Annotated in this window: 21 protein-coding genes; 9 read left to right on the top strand and 12 right to left on the bottom strand. The window is 67.3% G+C overall.

The features are described from left to right. The first annotated feature begins 143 nt into the window (after positions 1–143). The 6 genes from C3K08_RS18805 (at position 144) to C3K08_RS08515 (ending at position 5,401) form a co-directional block, all read left to right on the top strand. Entirely contained in the window at positions 144–1,580 is a 1,437-nt protein-coding gene (locus tag C3K08_RS18805) for a VWA domain-containing protein (protein ID WP_104990922.1), read from the top strand. Beyond that, complete coding sequence (locus C3K08_RS08535; protein ID WP_104990921.1) at positions 1,535–2,230, top strand: hypothetical protein; 696 nt, start codon at positions 1,535–1,537, stop codon at positions 2,228–2,230. Before C3K08_RS18805 ends, C3K08_RS08535 begins: the two co-directional genes overlap by 46 nt. Positions 2,231–2,345: 115 nt before the next feature. Further along, positions 2,346–2,828: a hypothetical protein gene (locus tag C3K08_RS08530; RefSeq protein WP_104990920.1), complete on the top strand. Its 483-nt coding sequence runs from the start codon at positions 2,346–2,348 to the stop codon at positions 2,826–2,828. Positions 2,829–2,871: 43 nt separating this feature from the next. Then, entirely contained in the window at positions 2,872–3,510 is a 639-nt protein-coding gene (locus tag C3K08_RS08525; RefSeq protein WP_104990919.1) for a cyclase family protein, read from the top strand. Beyond that, positions 3,507–4,703 (top strand): kynureninase, encoded by a 1,197-nt coding sequence (gene kynU, locus C3K08_RS08520; protein ID WP_104990918.1) that lies wholly within the window; start codon positions 3,507–3,509, stop codon positions 4,701–4,703. The genes C3K08_RS08525 and kynU overlap by 4 nt, the downstream gene beginning before the upstream one ends. A gap of 80 nt (positions 4,704–4,783) precedes the next feature. Continuing rightward, complete coding sequence (locus C3K08_RS08515) at positions 4,784–5,401, top strand: LysE family translocator (RefSeq protein ID WP_104990917.1); 618 nt, start codon at positions 4,784–4,786, stop codon at positions 5,399–5,401. Between the two features lie 73 nt (positions 5,402–5,474). On the opposite strand, the gene C3K08_RS08510 is transcribed toward C3K08_RS08515, so the two are convergent. Both C3K08_RS08510 and C3K08_RS08505 read right to left on the bottom strand, forming a co-directional pair. Beyond that, on the bottom strand, positions 5,475–5,939 hold the full coding sequence (locus C3K08_RS08510; protein WP_234009021.1) for a thioesterase family protein: 465 nt from the start codon (positions 5,937–5,939) through the stop codon (positions 5,475–5,477). Beyond that, positions 5,936–6,265 carry a 4a-hydroxytetrahydrobiopterin dehydratase gene (locus tag C3K08_RS08505; RefSeq protein ID WP_104990915.1) on the bottom strand — a complete coding sequence of 110 codons (330 nt, stop codon included), beginning with the start codon at positions 6,263–6,265 and terminating at the stop codon, positions 5,936–5,938. Before C3K08_RS08505 ends, C3K08_RS08510 begins: the two co-directional genes overlap by 4 nt. A gap of 139 nt (positions 6,266–6,404) precedes the next feature. Here C3K08_RS08505 and C3K08_RS18735 point away from each other — a divergent pair, with 139 nt between their 5' ends. From C3K08_RS18735 to C3K08_RS17930, 3 genes are all read left to right on the top strand, one after another. Next, a complete protein-coding gene (locus C3K08_RS18735; protein ID WP_255411728.1) occupies positions 6,405–6,527 on the top strand; it encodes a hypothetical protein in 123 nt (40 codons plus the stop codon). 64 nt (positions 6,528–6,591) lie between these two features. Further along, positions 6,592–7,350 carry a hypothetical protein gene (locus C3K08_RS08500; RefSeq protein WP_158679901.1) on the top strand — a complete coding sequence of 253 codons (759 nt, stop codon included), beginning with the start codon at positions 6,592–6,594 and terminating at the stop codon, positions 7,348–7,350. Between the two features lie 113 nt (positions 7,351–7,463). Then, positions 7,464–7,610: a hypothetical protein gene (locus tag C3K08_RS17930; RefSeq protein WP_158679900.1), complete on the top strand. Its 147-nt coding sequence runs from the start codon at positions 7,464–7,466 to the stop codon at positions 7,608–7,610. Positions 7,611–7,619: 9 nt separating this feature from the next. On the opposite strand, the gene C3K08_RS08495 is transcribed toward C3K08_RS17930, so the two are convergent. The 10 genes from C3K08_RS08495 to C3K08_RS08460 all read right to left on the bottom strand — a co-directional run bounded on the left by C3K08_RS08495 (position 7,620) and on the right by C3K08_RS08460 (position 13,955). Then, complete coding sequence (locus tag C3K08_RS08495; protein WP_104990913.1) at positions 7,620–9,035, bottom strand: recombinase family protein; 1,416 nt, start codon at positions 9,033–9,035, stop codon at positions 7,620–7,622. After that, on the bottom strand, positions 9,032–9,160 hold the full coding sequence (locus tag C3K08_RS18730) for a hypothetical protein (protein ID WP_255411727.1): 129 nt from the start codon (positions 9,158–9,160) through the stop codon (positions 9,032–9,034). The genes C3K08_RS08495 and C3K08_RS18730 overlap by 4 nt, the downstream gene beginning before the upstream one ends. 76 nt (positions 9,161–9,236) lie before the next feature. Beyond that, positions 9,237–9,794, bottom strand: a complete 558-nt coding sequence (locus C3K08_RS08490; RefSeq protein WP_158679899.1) for a hypothetical protein — start codon at positions 9,792–9,794, stop codon at positions 9,237–9,239. 48 nt (positions 9,795–9,842) lie between these two features. Continuing rightward, on the bottom strand, positions 9,843–10,772 hold the full coding sequence (locus tag C3K08_RS17925) for a DUF6731 family protein (protein WP_369848179.1): 930 nt from the start codon (positions 10,770–10,772) through the stop codon (positions 9,843–9,845). Continuing rightward, the gene (locus C3K08_RS08485; RefSeq protein WP_104990911.1) at positions 10,762–11,121 is read right to left on the bottom strand and encodes a hypothetical protein; all 360 of its coding nucleotides are present in this window, start codon (positions 11,119–11,121) and stop codon (positions 10,762–10,764) included. Before C3K08_RS08485 ends, C3K08_RS17925 begins: the two co-directional genes overlap by 11 nt. Continuing rightward, the gene (locus tag C3K08_RS08480; protein WP_158679897.1) at positions 11,118–11,636 is read right to left on the bottom strand and encodes a hypothetical protein; all 519 of its coding nucleotides are present in this window, start codon (positions 11,634–11,636) and stop codon (positions 11,118–11,120) included. The genes C3K08_RS08485 and C3K08_RS08480 overlap by 4 nt, the downstream gene beginning before the upstream one ends. An 8-nt stretch (positions 11,637–11,644) precedes the next feature. After that, positions 11,645–12,073, bottom strand: coding sequence for a hypothetical protein (locus C3K08_RS08475; RefSeq protein ID WP_104990909.1), 429 nt, complete (start codon positions 12,071–12,073; stop codon positions 11,645–11,647). A gap of 309 nt (positions 12,074–12,382) precedes the next feature. After that, the gene (locus C3K08_RS17920) at positions 12,383–12,970 is read right to left on the bottom strand and encodes a hypothetical protein (RefSeq protein ID WP_158679896.1); all 588 of its coding nucleotides are present in this window, start codon (positions 12,968–12,970) and stop codon (positions 12,383–12,385) included. A gap of 2 nt (positions 12,971–12,972) precedes the next feature. Further along, a complete protein-coding gene (locus C3K08_RS08465; RefSeq protein ID WP_234009020.1) occupies positions 12,973–13,455 on the bottom strand; it encodes a S24 family peptidase in 483 nt (160 codons plus the stop codon). Then, entirely contained in the window at positions 13,455–13,955 is a 501-nt protein-coding gene (locus C3K08_RS08460) for a S24 family peptidase (protein WP_234009019.1), read from the bottom strand. The genes C3K08_RS08465 and C3K08_RS08460 overlap by 1 nt, the downstream gene beginning before the upstream one ends. Positions 13,956–14,179 lie beyond the last annotated feature (224 nt).

Here is a 14,179-nt window from a genome sequence, read left to right as displayed (position 1 = left end):
TTGACAGTATACTCCCAGACTTGAAACGGGTCAAATATATTACGCATGGAGCGTAATCAGGGGGGGTGAATTGGGCGGGCGTGGTGCACGAACTTCCGGCGGCATTGGACGCCCCCGGTATCAGCGGTCACAATGATGGGCGCATGCGCCCGCGTTCTGCCGTCCTCCTCGCCCTCGCCCCGTGGTTGCTGGCCCCTGGACTCGCGGCGTGGCCGGGCAGCCGGGCTGGGGCAGCGGCCTCCGTAGCGGCTTCCACCGTGACGCCTGCCGCCGCCCCGCGCGTGACCTTGCGCCGCCTGCCCGCCGCGCTGCCGCCGGAGCAGTGCCGCCTGCCCGGACCACCTATGCCGACCGACGCGGTCACCTTCGCGGCGTCGCTGCCCAGCCGCACCCGCGTGGTCTTCGTGCTGGACACCAGCGGCTCCATGCGCGGCATCGGGGACGGGCAGGCGGACATCTTCGGGCGGGTCAAGGCGGCGGTGAACGACTATGTGCGTGCCGAGCGGCCTGACCGGGTAGACCTCCTGACCTTCGACCAGGGCCTGCGCTCACGGCGGGGCTACGCTTTCCCCGCCGACCGAACGCGCTGGAACACCGACCTCGCCGCACTGCGGGCCGATGGGCGCAACACCTACCTCTACCGCAGCCTGGGAGAGGGCCTGGCGCCGCTCCAGGCCGGGGGGTACGTCACCACCGTGATCGTCCTGACCGACGGCACCGACAACGACCCCGCCGGGGACTGGACGGCGGCGCGGGCGCTCGCGGCCTTCCAGGGAAGGGGGGGGCTGGACACGCTGCATTACGTGGCGCTGGGCACGCCGCTGCCCGCCGACGCGCGGGCGGCGCTGCGGGCAAGCGGCTACGCGCGGGGCGTCAGTCTGCCGGTGGGCGAGGTGCCGGTGCTCGCGCGGGTGGCGCCGGGAACCACGCTCCGCACCGTGACGGACCCCGCGCGGGTGCCCGTGCCTTGGCCCGACGGCACTCCACTCACCCTGAGCGGCCCGTCGGGCGTCACGCTGTCCCGTCCGGCGGTGGGGGGGGGACAGGCGGCCCTGCGCGTTGGGGAGGAGGTCACCCCCGGCACCCCGGCCCTGCTGTGCGCCCCGGCTCCCGAGGCGGGTGGCCTGCCCCGGCGGGCGTTGCTGCGGCTGGCGGTGGGGGAGACGGCGGCACCGAGCGCGGTCACCTCTGTGCCGGTGCGGCCCCGGCAGACCGGGCTGCTGTGGCTTAATCCCGGTGCCGACCGCGCCCTCGGTCCCGGCGAGAGTGTCACCCTGCGCTACCGCCTGCCCGCTGAATTGGCTGCTGAGGATCTGACCCTGCGTCTCCCCCCGGCCTGGGGGGAAGGTCTGGACCCTGCCGGGCGGGCGCGAGGTGGCCGTGCAGTTCACGCGGGTAGGCGAGGCGGCGGGCGCGGGGGTGCCCGACTGGTCGGGGGGGGCGGACGTTTGGCCTGGCCCCGGTCGGGGCGCCGGAGAGGGGGCCGCGCGGATCGGAGAATGGTTCGGGGGCGCTCTGGGCCGTTCTCGGCGGAATGGGCCTCGCCGCGTTGGTGGGGGGGGGCCTCCTCCTGCTGCTGAGTCGTCGCCGTCGCCGCCCACGTCCCACTCTGCCGCCCGCGCCCGTTCACCCCGCGCCCGAGGCCATCGAGGGACTGGAGTACACCCCCGACCTCGCCCTGTGGCTGGTGGGCCGGGGCGGGCGGCGGCAACCGCTGGCGGCGCCGCTGGACGCGCCCTTTGACCTCGGGCAACTCGCGCGGGTGCCGCACCTCAGCGGGCTGCGGCTGGCGCATGAGGCGGGGGGCCTCCGGGTGCTGCGTGTCCCCACCGATCTGGAGGTCAGTCAGGGCACCCGCCTGCTGCAAGGGGGCGAGGTCGTGCGCCCCGGCACCCTGCTGGGGCTGGCGGTGGCGCACCCCGCCCGCTCGCCGCACCCGCCGCTGGGCAGCCTGGTGGGCCTGGGCCTGCCGCTCTCGCTCCACGCCGACGGGGTGAGCCTGCGCCTGAGCGGCCCTTACGGCGAGCACGCCGTCACCCTGTCGCCAGGACTCGTGGACCTGGGCACGCTGCTGGGTGCCCCCGCGCTGGAGGGGCTGCGGGTGACCGTCAGCGGCCCGCGCGTGCTGCTGGCGACCGTCCCCGCTGGCCTGACGCTGCGCCGCACCGCCGACGGGGCCGAGCTGCGGCCCGGCACCTACCTCCCGCCCGAGACGCGGCTGGAGTGGTGACCCGGAGGCCGACGGCAGGCCGCTGAACCCCCCCCGGCATCCAGCCGAAGGGAGCAGCACCCGGACAGAAGCTGCATGAGCGGTCCGGTTCGCGGTTCAGGTTAGGCTGCTGGGTATGGAGTTGCTGCGGCTCATCCACGGGTACCAGTTCAACAATGGGCTGGCCTTCCTCTTTCCCACGCCCTACGCGCTCGCCACGCTGGTGCTGTTTCTGTGGAGCCTCGGCCCGGCGCTGAGGGGCGAGGTACGCGGCGGCTTCCTGGCGTGGCTGCGGCTGACCTGGGTGCTGACCCTGATCCCGGTCGTGACGGGCGTGATTCTCTCGCTGGGCGGCGCGAAGGTGCCCAGTGCCACCGCCGTGCAGGATGGCCTGACCAAGTACGGTTACCCCGCCGACCCCAGCCGCGACTGGGAACACTGGATGTACTCGGCCTTCTGCCTGCTGAGCCTCTACGTGCTGGAGGTGCTGGTCCGGGGCAAGCTCGTCGAACACCGCCGGGGCCTGCGCTTTCTGCCCGTCGTGACCCTCTTTCTGTACGGCTGCGCGTACATGGTGGGGCGCGTGGCGGTGTTTCCGGGGAGTACACCGGGGACGTGAGGGTGCCGCCAGCCGACCGCTGAAAGCTGATAGCTTCCCCACCATGCACGACATCTCCAGACTCCTCACCCCCGGTCATCCCACCTGGCCGGGGGACGCGCCGTATCGCCTGGAGCCGGGCGCCCGCATCGCGCAGGGTGACAGCGTGAACACGGGCGAACTGCGGACGAGCACCCACACCGGCACCCACGTGGACGCTCCCTGGCACTACGCCGACGACGCGCCGAGGCTGGAGGGGGTCGGGCTGGAGCCTTACCTGGGCCGCTGCCGGGTGCTGACGGTGCGGGCGCGGGCAGGGCTGGTGGAGCCGGGGGTGCTGGACGGCCTGCCCCAAGTCCTCCCGCCCCGGCTGCTGCTGCACACGGGTCAGCCCTCTCAGTGGGCGGAGTTCCCGGAAGATTTCGTGGCCCTTTCGCCCGAGTTCGTCCGCGAGGCCGCCCGACGCGGCGTGCGGCTGATCGGCACCGACAGCCCCAGCGTCGATCCCCTCACGAGCAAGACGCTGGACGCGCACCACGCTTGCCGCGAGGCCGGAATCCTGATTCTGGAGGGCCTGAATCTCAGCGGGGTAGCGGACGGCGAGTATGACCTCGTGTGCCTGCCGCTGCCCCTCGTGGGGGCCGACGGTGCCCCCGCACGCGCGGTGCTGCTGCCCGCCGGGACCCTTCCGGAGACCCTATGACCGACGGCGCCCTCAGACGTGACCTGTTCGCCCTGCCGCCCGGCATCTACCTCGACGGCAACAGCCTCGGCCTGATGCCCCACGCGGCGCGGGAGGCGGTGCTGCGGCGCTTAGGCGAGTGGCAGCGCGACGCGGTGGGGGGCTGGGACGCCTGGTTCGGCCTCGCGGAGTCGCTCTCGCCGCAGATCGGGCGGCTGGTCGGAGCGCACCCCCACGAAGTGATTGCCACCGGAAGCATCACCGCCAACCTGCATTCCCTCCTCGCCACCCTGTACCGCCCCCAGGGTGACCGGCGGCACCTCGTCGCCACCTCCCTCGATTTTCCCTCCGACGTGTACGCCCTCCAGAGCTGGGCCGCGCGGCACGGGGCGGAGGTTCGGCTGATTCCTTCCCGCGACGGCCACACCCTCCACGAGGACGACATCGCGGCAGCGCTGGGGGACGATGTGGCGCTGGCCCTGCTGCCCACCGTGCTTTACCGCTCCGGACAACTGCTGGACGTGCTGGGGGTGACGCGCCTGGCCCATGAACGCGGCATCCTGATCGGCTGGGACGCGGCGCACAGCATCGGAAGCGTGCCGCACGCCTTCCATGACGCCGGGGCCGACTTCGCGGTGTGGTGCCATTACAAGTACGTCAACGCGGGGCCGGGGGCACCGGGCGGCCTGTTCCTGCACGAGCGGCACCATGACCTCGGCCCCGGCCTGCGCGGGTGGTGGGGCCACGACAAGGCGACCCAGTTCGAGATGGCGCACGAGTTCCGCCCCGCCGCTGGGGCCGGAGCGTACCAGCTCGGAACGCCGCCCATCCTCGCGCTGGCCGCGCTGGAAGGAGCCTTGACCGTCTTCGACACGGTGAGCATGGCCGAGGTCCGCGCCCGCAGCCTGGAGCTGACCTCGTCCCTGATGGCGCGGGTGGGCGAGCACCTGCCCGAGCTGCGCGTCGTCACCCCCCGCGAGCCGGGGCAGCGCGGCGGACACGTCGCCCTCGCGCACCCGGAGGCCCACGCCCTGAGCCTCGCCCTGCGCTCGCGCGGCATTGTCCCCGACTTCCGCCAGCCCGACATCCTGCGCCTCGCCCCCGTCGCGCTGTACAACACCGAAGCCGAGCTGGAGGAGACGGTGCGCGTCCTGCGCGAGTTGCTGGACACCGGGACGCACCGGGCGGCCCAGGCGGCGGGACTGGTGACGTAGGGCGTGTGGAGAAGAGAAGTCGGTGGGCGGCGTCCCGGAACGTCTCCCGCCTTTCTTTCCAGGCCCTGTTACCCTGAACCATGGATTCCGCCCTCCTCGCCTTCGCGGGCCTCTCGCTGCTGCTGACGGTCACGCCGGGGGCAGACACGGCGCTGGTCACGCGAGCGGCGCTGGCGGGGGGGCGTCCGGCGGGGTTCGGGGCGGTGCTGGGAGTCACGAGCGGGCTGCTCGTGCACGCGGCCCTGAGCGCCCTGGGCCTGAGCGTGCTGCTGGCCCGCAGCGCGGCGCTGTACGAGGCCGTGCGACTGGCAGGAGCCGCTTACCTGCTTTATCTCGGCGTGCGGGCATGGCGCGAAGCCCGGCACACGGCGCAGGCTGCCGGGGCGCCCAGCCCCCGCCTGGGCTTCGGCCCCGCCCTCGCGCAGGGCCTGACCACCAACGTGCTCAACCCCAAGGTGGCCCTGTTCTACCTCACCGTGCTGCCCGGTTTCGTTCGCCCCGGCGAGGGTGCCCTGGCGCGGTCGCTGACCCTCGCGCTGATCCACTTCGGCTGGGGGGTGATCTGGCTGGGCCTGCTCGTGCTCCTGATCGGGACCCTCGCCCCCCGCCTGCGTTCGCCGGGCGTCCGCGCCGCGCTGGAACGGATCACGGGCGCGGCGATGGTGGCGCTGGGGCTGCGGGTGGCGCTGAGCCGTTGACCCGGCGCGGCGGGAACAGCAGACAGGCGGGCGACGTTCCGGGACGCGGCCCACCCTCTGTGCAGGACCCCCACTAGAACCCGAAAGCCTCCAGCACCTCGCGCGGCGCCCGCTTGGGCCGCCCGCTCACCGGGTCCACCCAGACCCACTCGGTCTGGCACTCGGCCAGCCGCTCGCCGTCGCTGCCGTCCTCGGTCGCCCGGTCGAGGGTGTAAGCGCGGACGCTGCGGACCCCGGCATGTTGGGTCAGGGCCGTGCGGACACGCACCCGGTCCCCCAGCAGCGCGGGCTTGTGGTACGTGATGACATGCTGCCGCGCGACGGGGACGGCTCCCAGCGCGACCAGCGCGTCGGTGCCCATGCCCTCGCGCAGCGCGTGGGCACGGGCCACCCGCTCGCACCACGCGAGGTAGACGGTGTTGTTGACGTGGTTGAGGTCGTCGAGGTCGCCCGGTTCCACCGTCAGCGTCAGCTCGTGCTTGCGCCGGTCGGGCAACCCGGCCCACAGCACGTCGGCGTCGGGAATCGAGAGCTTCAAGCCTGCGTCTCCTCCCATAGCCGGTTCACGGCCCGCGCCCCCTCGATGTCCTGCAGGGTCACGCCGCCCGCGTCGTGGGTGAAGTAGCGCACCCGTAGCCGCGCGTAATGGATGTGGAGGTCGGGGTGGTGCCCGATTTCCTCGGCCATCTGCGCGATTCGCAGCGCGAACTCGACCCCCTCCATGTAGCTTCCGAATTGGAAGTCCCGGTAGAGCTGGCCGTCGTTGCCCCACCAGCCGTCCGGCTTGAGGTCCTGCACGTCCCCGTCCGTGAGTTTGCGGCTGGCGTCGTGCGCCATGCGGGAGTCGTAGGGGTGGTAGCTCATGCCGCCCATGCTAGAGCGCCCGCCCCCACGCCTGCGCCGGGCGGGACGCGGTGCATGGCCCCCATTGGGGGATGTGACATTTTCCGCGCCTTAAGCTAAGCTTAAGCTCTCGTCAGAGAAGCGTCAGGGAGGAAGAAGCATGCGGAAACTGTTGCAGCGGTTGCTGGGGCGTCGGCCTCCCGTCTCGTCGTCTGACCAGGGGCCGGTGCGCCCGGCCATCACGGAACTGGACCTGTTGCGGGCGCTGGGATGTGACGAGTAGGGCAGGGGAGAGGAACGCAAATCTGCTTGCGGGGGGAGCGGGCCGGGCCTACGGTAAGGGAGATATGAAATCCCTTTCCCTGTTGGCCCTCGCCTCCGCTGGCCTGCTGCTCGCTGCCTGTGACCGGACTCCGCCGCCCAGCAACCTGAGTGCGGTGTCGGGCACCCTCAAGGAGGCCAGCTTCGACGACGCGACGCTGACCTTTGGCACGGTGGCCTGGACAGGCGGCGCGGGCAGCCTGCTTGCCGTGGCGGACGACGGCGAGCAGGTCGCTCGGACGGCGCTGGCGGCGGACGGCAGCTTCTCCCTGAGCCTGCCCCGCAGCCTGGCCGCCGACCGCCTGACCCCCCTGGACGCGTCAGAAGTTGGCGATGTGGAGGGCTGCACGGGAACGCTGAAGACCAGTGCCCAAGTCAACGGTGCGGCGGTCAATTTCTACGTGGACGCCAACAAAGATGGGCTGGTCCTCCCCGCGAACATCCAGATCACCCGTAACAGCGCGGGCACCCCGACCAGCGCGACCATCACCACGGGGCTGCTGGTCTACGTGGACCGGGGCGTCAGTGTCACGGGGAGCCAAACCTGCACCGACGGGACTTTCACGGCCCGCCTGAAGGTGAACTGGGCACTGGGTCAGGGCTGGAACAAGGTCACCGCCAGCTTCACTCTGTCGGACAGCCCCACGACCACCCTGAACCTCACGAGCGGCTCGTTGCCCGCCGACTGGCTTTACCTGGAAGGTGGGGACGGCCTGTTTACCCAGGGTGCGGCCAGCCTGAAGGGTCAGCCCCTCAAGGTGCCCCAGCTTCCCTTCTTCCGCTGACCCTCTCCCACACTCCGGCAGTCGCCCCCACGCGGGGCGGCTTTCCTTTTTGCCATTTCCAAACGCGACTTCCATTCCGCTGAGAACAGAATGGGCTGCGCTATGCTCGGCGCGTGCCGGGAGCTGCTGCCCAACATGTGCTCAAAGGAACCGGGTCGGGGGTGCTGCCGCCGATGCTGGAGCAGTACGTCGCCCTGCGCGACGAGCACCCTGATTTCATCCTGCTGTTTCAAGTCAGCGAGATCAGGTTAGGAAACTAGCGCCCCTCCCTACACCCGCAGCACCACGTCCAGTACCCCACCCGGAGCGATGCTCAGGCGCGTGCCCGAGCGCAGCAGCACCTCCCGCGTGGGAACACCTTCCTGCACCAGCCGCCCAATCGCTTCGAGGGCGGCTGCCGTGTTGGGCAGGGTGACCACCTTCGGCGGCGCGACCTCCACCCGCAGCTCCTCCAGCCGCCGCCGCGCCGTGTCCCGCAGCCCGGCGTACTCGTCGCCGGTCAGCAGCTCGCGCTGGTAGTCGGTGAGGTAGCGCTTGAGCTGCCCCTCCAGCCGGTCGATCTCCTTCAGTGCCCGGCTGTGGTCCGGGGGCGTGGGGGCCGCCTGCCCGGCGTACCGCTCGGGGTGCTCGGCGATCTCGCGGACGATCCGGTCGGCGTGCTCGTGCAGATCGTTCATCCGGTAGTGCGTCCGCTGCGTGCAGCTCGGCACGTCCCCGTAGAAGCGATGCTTGAACGCCCGGGAGCAGCGGTAGTGGCGGTAGCTGGTGCGGTTGGCCTGCGAGTTGGTCCCGCTCATCGCTCCCCCGCACTCGGCGCACCGGAGGAGACCGTTCAGCCAGAAGGTCTCCGTGTGCTTGATGGGCTTGCGGCGCAGGCTGTCGTGCGCGAGCTGCCAGGTGTCCTCGTCCACGATGGCGGGCACTGGGAAGGTGAACTCCCGCTTGGCGTGCCGAAGGGTCATGCGGGCCTCACCCTTGTAGGCCGTGTTGCGGGCCATGTACCAGGGCCGCTGATGGTGCCAGTTGGAATTCATTGCGCTGGGAACCCCACGGGCGTTCAGGTCCTCGGCGATGGTGACGGTCGTGTCGCCCCGGATGAGCCGCTCAAAGATCTCCCGCACGATGGCCGCCTCCACCTCGTCCACCTCGATGCGCCGGATAGGGCGGCCCCCTTCCAACTCGTAGGCCTGCCGGTAGCCGTAGCAGCGCCAGCCGTGGGGGATGATCTCGCCCTTCTCTGCGGCGGCCAGCTTTCCCCCCAACATGCGGCGCTTGATGCTTCGCAGCTCTTGGTGGGCGATCACCATCCGCATGTCGAAGGTCAGGACAGAAGCGTCGTCGTCCGGGTCGTACAAGCCGTCCGTGGCGTTGTGGACGTCGAGACCCAGACCGAGCAGCTCGCTGAGGATCTTGTGCCCGGCGAGCGGGGTGCGGCCCAGGCGGTCGGCCTCGCTGGTGATGATGGCCGAGTAGCGCTGCCGGTCGGCCTTGAGCTGCTCCAGGCCGTCGCGCGTCTCGCTGCGGCCGGTGATGACGTCCGTGTACAGGGCGCCGTCGGGGATGCTCAGGCCGGTGCGGGCGGCGTAGGCGCGGGTTTCAGCCTCCTGGCGGGCGAGGCCGTAGCGGTCGTCGCGGGCCTGCAGGTGGCTGGAGACGCGGATGTAGAGGGCGGCGGGGCGGGTCATGGAGTGCACCTCTTGAACTCTTCCCACCTTTCCTCGCGGGTGATGTCGTCGCGCTGCCGGTCGGGGCCGTAGCGGTCGGCTTGGATGTCAGTGGAGACGCGGATCGCGCCGATGGTCAAGTTCATTGGCTGCGATGCAGTTGACCCAGACGACGGCATCAAAGGGCTCCACTGCCGTGTTTTGCCCTCAGGCCCGGATACGTTAGTCGAACTTCGCCTGTATGTCGTGAACGGGCTCTTTCGATACAATATCTGTCTGGCGTCCTGTGACCACCTGATCGATCTGCGGCTCTGCAGGAGGCAGCGGTGCATTCGCGACAAGCCGAAGCAAATAAATGGCGACTGCTGTGGCCCAGAAGGCGAGAAGGACAAGACTCAAGTAGATGAACAAAACGAGCACGTAATTCTCGTTCTGCAAGGCGAGAAGTCGCTCCTTCGTGATCGATATCGAGAAGATGCCGAGAAATGCAAACACCGTCGTCAAATGCATGAATGCGCCAACGAGCCTTTTCCATGGCGAGCTTCCATCGGCGGTCACCTTGTGAAGCGACGCAAAAAATGGGGTTGTTTTTATAGTGGTCAGAATTGAGATCGCGGTGATCATGAACCCGAACAATGCGAAGGCCACGCTTGGCATTGGTGGTAGGGAGGATTCCACGAATGCATCGGTGAAACCGCGTGGTAAACGTAACGCGAAGAATGCGCCCCCTAGCGCCAGCAGGTACATCAGGAGGGGGATGTCCACCAGTGTGTTGAACACCCATTTGGCCCCGTCCCTTGCCCTCATATGACATTCCCCCTCTCATCGCTAGGCTCTAGGAATTACGCCCAATCTAGAATTATTATAGTGGTCTACGATCTTGGCGTATGTATCATCTGAGTCAACGCTCCGCTCAGGAGTCATCTCCACCTCAATCTTCGCCACGAAACGGTCTCGGAGCAGATCGATTTTCTTCGGCTTAGCGCCTAGGCTGGGCTCCACCGTCACACGAAGGGTTTCCAGCAGATCCCGGCTGCTTTGCAGGAGCTCCAGCGCCTGCTCTTTATATGAGTCGCGTAGCCCGCGAACCCCATCCTTCTTGGGTCGCTCTCGCGACCACATCACTGTGGCTTTGAATTGGTCCCGGCGATTTCCTTCGACCACACCACGCAACGCCCTGGATAAGGAATTCGTCCGTGGCAAGAGTTTCGCCTCGTCAGAGTGCGCCGCCACTTCGATGACCGTCGCTGGACCCTCTTGCATGAGCCGCTGCACTGTGTCTTCCTCCAGCAGAATTTTTACTTGCAGGTCATCAATGGGCACATGCAATGCCCGCGCCATATCGTCCAGATATTTTTGTAAATAGCGATAGCTGGGCGCGTGTTGGTTGTATTCGATAGCGAGAGTGCGTGAGCGCTTAAAAAACACCCAGTGCGATGTCTCGTGGAGGTAATCGTCGTCCCCAATCTTAATTCGCCCAAACCTGCCGGCGCTGAGCAGGCCTGGAAGGGCATCCCTGCGCATTTTTGCGGAGCGACCGTATACCTTCTCGTCGTCGTTAAGGTCCACAGCTACCACCATTGCTTGTCCCCAGAATTCATGGAATGACGAGTTGGGAACGCCCTTAATAGGGACCAGTCGCGCCATGTTTCGCCACAAAGGCTCCAAATCCGCAGGTGAAGTGACCCTAGGGTCTTGAGGATCCCGGAGAAGCGCCTCAACCTCGAAATAGTGCACCGTTCTTAATTTAGTAGGCATAGACCTCCTGAAGGCCCCGTTCGCTTACGGCAGCGTGTCGCACCCGAGTCGGTCCTTGTCCCGGTCCCGGCCGCGGTTGTAACTGGCCTCGCCGAGGCAGGTCGCGCAGGCTCACAGTGATCAGGGCCGCGCAGTTGAACGGCCCCGCCTTGACCTGCGGGCGCAGCATCCACCCGGCCTTGCCGCTGACGGTCACGCTGCACTGGGTCGTCGTGCAGCTCTTGATGTCCAGCTTCGTACCGGGCTTTAGGGAGAGCAGCACCGCGCTGGTGGTGTCCGGCTTGGCATGGAGACGTGAGGCAGCCGGTGCTGTGCCGGGCAGCGCCAGGGCGGCGAGGGGGCGGATCATCGGACGCAGTAATTGACCCAGGGAGCTACACCTGGCTTACCAGTCCGCTGCATGGTCACATTCGTGACGTAGGTGCCGTCATCCCCGATTTCCCGGCTGTAGTTCATGCTCATGGGGCCGAAGTTCACCGAGGCGTCTCGCAGTGGCGAAGCATTCTGGCGATCAAGCCACGCCGAGATAGCGGGCAACCGTTCCGGAGCCAAGTTGAAGCACTTCGTCGCCACCTGATGCACGGTCTTGTTGAACAGCGCCCGCTCACTCGGCTTGAGGTATTCCTTAAGGGCCAGCACCATGACAGCGCGGAGGCGCTTGGAATCATCGACGGCGACCTGCCCGATCCCCAGGGTCAGATAGGTGTAGTCGGCAGTCCGCTTCGTCACCGTGAACAGGCTGGGGAAAATCTGTGTCTGCCCCCCGCTTCCAGTAATAATGCTTCGAAGAGTAATGGCCTTGGCCTCAGCCGTGGGGAGAAGTAAGAGCGTTGCGGCAGACAATACAAGCAAGGTCTTCTTCATGGCATCTCCTAGTCGCACTGCTTGACGGCACGGAAGCCCTTGACGAAGCCCGCCGTCGCAAAGTTCATCGTGCGGGGGACCATCGTCGTGGCCTGAATCCGAATGACGACGTTCTTCTGGCTCGTCAGAAAGGCCCGCACCACGTCGCTGCTTTGGGTGTAGTTGAACTCCAGCACCGAAAGCTTGCCGGTCTGCCGGTTCTCGCGGATGTACCCCACGGCTTGGCGTAGCGCACCGCCGTCCGAGCGGTAGAAGATGAACGCCTTCTCGCCTGAACGAGTGCCCAATGCTGTCCTGCTGTCGATGCGGAAGTAGGGGTAGCCGAGGTCACACACGAAGGTGGCGTAAGTGTTGCCGGATTTGTCGCTGGGTTCGTCGATGAACACCATGCTGGCGTTGTGGCCGGTGAGGGGGTCCTGCTTCACCGAGTAGGACACGGATGTGCCTGCGATTTGGGTGTCAGCCAGCGCCCAGCCAAGGCCAAGCGCCGGAAGCAGGCAGGGAACAAGAAGCTTTTTCAAGAATTGCGCCTCCACTTCCGGCCTATCACGTCAACCATTGGTTGTCGCGCAACTTTGACCACCACTACCCCGCACACACGCCGATCATGCTGGCGCCGCCGGGCAGCGTGAGAAACGAGGCCTTGGCCTCCGAGGGAAACCGCAACGCAGGCTCGGGCACCCACTTCAGCGAAGGGAATGGGAGACTGCGCTGCACCATCTCGCCGATACAAGAGGCGGCCACACTCATCGCACGACCCCCGGCAGCGGTCCCCACTGCACGTCACGCTCGACCATCTTCAAGGTCACGAGGAAGTCCGGCCTTCCAGTCCCCTCCACAGCCTCGTAGACCTCTTCGTGGAGGCGGCCCCACTTGCGGATGTTTGGCGAAACGAAGGCCGTGATTTCCACGCCGTCGTCCTGGAGTTTCACCTCCAACTGTCGACTGAGCCTTCCTTCCCGCTGAAGTGACTTAACCGCTCGCAAGGTCGCTTCCGGAAGAGGAAGCGGTTCTGCAGGCTCGAAGTAGCCGCGGCGAATGCCTTCGTTGAACACCCGCACCAAATTTCCGTGGTCAAGGGGTTGCGGCTGGAAGCGGTAGGGGCGCTCGACGATGTCTTTGTAGACAGCAACATCTTCTTCAAAACAGCTCAGGCCTTGAGCGACACGCTCGGCATATTCCAGGGGGACCTCGTCGTCTGGCCACGTCAGGTAACAGGCCGCTTCATCCTGGCCATGCCGACTGAACTCCCCAGACACTTCGAGCCTTCCAGCAAACCGCTGAATACCGTAGACATCCCTCGTGTCTGGGACGACAACCGTGTAGTACCCCATCGCTAACTCGTCCCTCCCCACCCCCGGTACCGCGTCAACTCCCAACGCCGACCGTCCTGACTGACCGCGTAGACGCGCCCGCAATTGCGGATGCTGGGGTCAATCTGCACGGGAGGGTACGCCGCGTTGTCGCTGTACATCGCGGGGCGTCCCTGGAATAGCCGTAGTCGCTTGACCACCATCGTTCCGTCTGGCAGTTGGAAAGCGAACGTGTGCCCTTGGTCCGTGAGAAGGTCCTTGCGGTCAACCAGCACGAAGCTGCCGTGGGTGATCCCAGTGCCGTCCGCCAGCGTCATGCTGTCGCCGTCCACCTGGAGCACGAACATTCCGAAGCGGCGGAAGCCCGGTGGAATGGGCATCCGCCTGCGCACGGAGAACGGAGACGGGTCGAGCGGTGTTCCGGCACTGATTAACCCCAAGACCGGGGCTTTGCTCGGGGCATAACGTTTGGGCAAAAAGTACGACTGCACGAGGGAAACCTCCATCAGTTGAGCAGTTGAGGGTTGTAGTCGCTGGTCACGCCAGCCACCAGCCCGACCACCTGCGCTTCCTGGGCGGGGATGTCCTCGTACTGGCGGTTCTCGGCGCGGAAGACCGCGCCAAGGCGAGTGGTGGTGTAGAGGCGAACGTGGGGGCCGTCGGCGTCGGTGACGACGTAGACGCGGCCCTCTTCGAGCGTGGTGTGGGCGCGGTCGACGTGCAGGTAATCGCCGGGACGAATGCTGGCCGGGGTGGTGCCGTGCATCTCATCGGTGTCGGCCCGCAGCAGCAGGGGCTGCTCGACGCCGGGCACCACGGCCTCATGGTCAATCGCCCCGCCGGGTTTCTCGGGGTTGAGTGCGGCAGAGAGGGGATAGACGTCCGCGCTCCCCTCGCCGACCGTGGATGCCTCTGCAATGCCGAGATCTACCCCGGTGGCCCGCTGCATCTCGGCCAGTGTCCAGCCCAACGCACGTGCGAGCGCGACGACGCGTCCAATCGCCATTCCGCTCAGGGGGGTAGAGCCCGTCTCCAGTGCGGAGACGCTACGCTGTGACACCAGGTCGGCGGTTTTCTCGGTGATGTCTTCCTGGGACAGACCGAGGGCAATGCGCCGCTCCCTTAGGGCCTCTGCCCATTTGGGGATGACCTTCTGGTTGGCTCTGGCGCGGGGTCTGGGCATAGGCGTGGTTAGCATTTGGCTGCTAGTACGGTAATGCTACTGACGAG

It is taken from the genome of Deinococcus sp. NW-56 (assembly GCF_002953415.1).
Taxonomy (GTDB): domain Bacteria; phylum Deinococcota; class Deinococci; order Deinococcales; family Deinococcaceae; genus Deinococcus.
The sequence above is the reverse complement of the archived record's forward strand: the minus strand, read 5'-3'. Positions and strand labels throughout refer to the sequence as shown.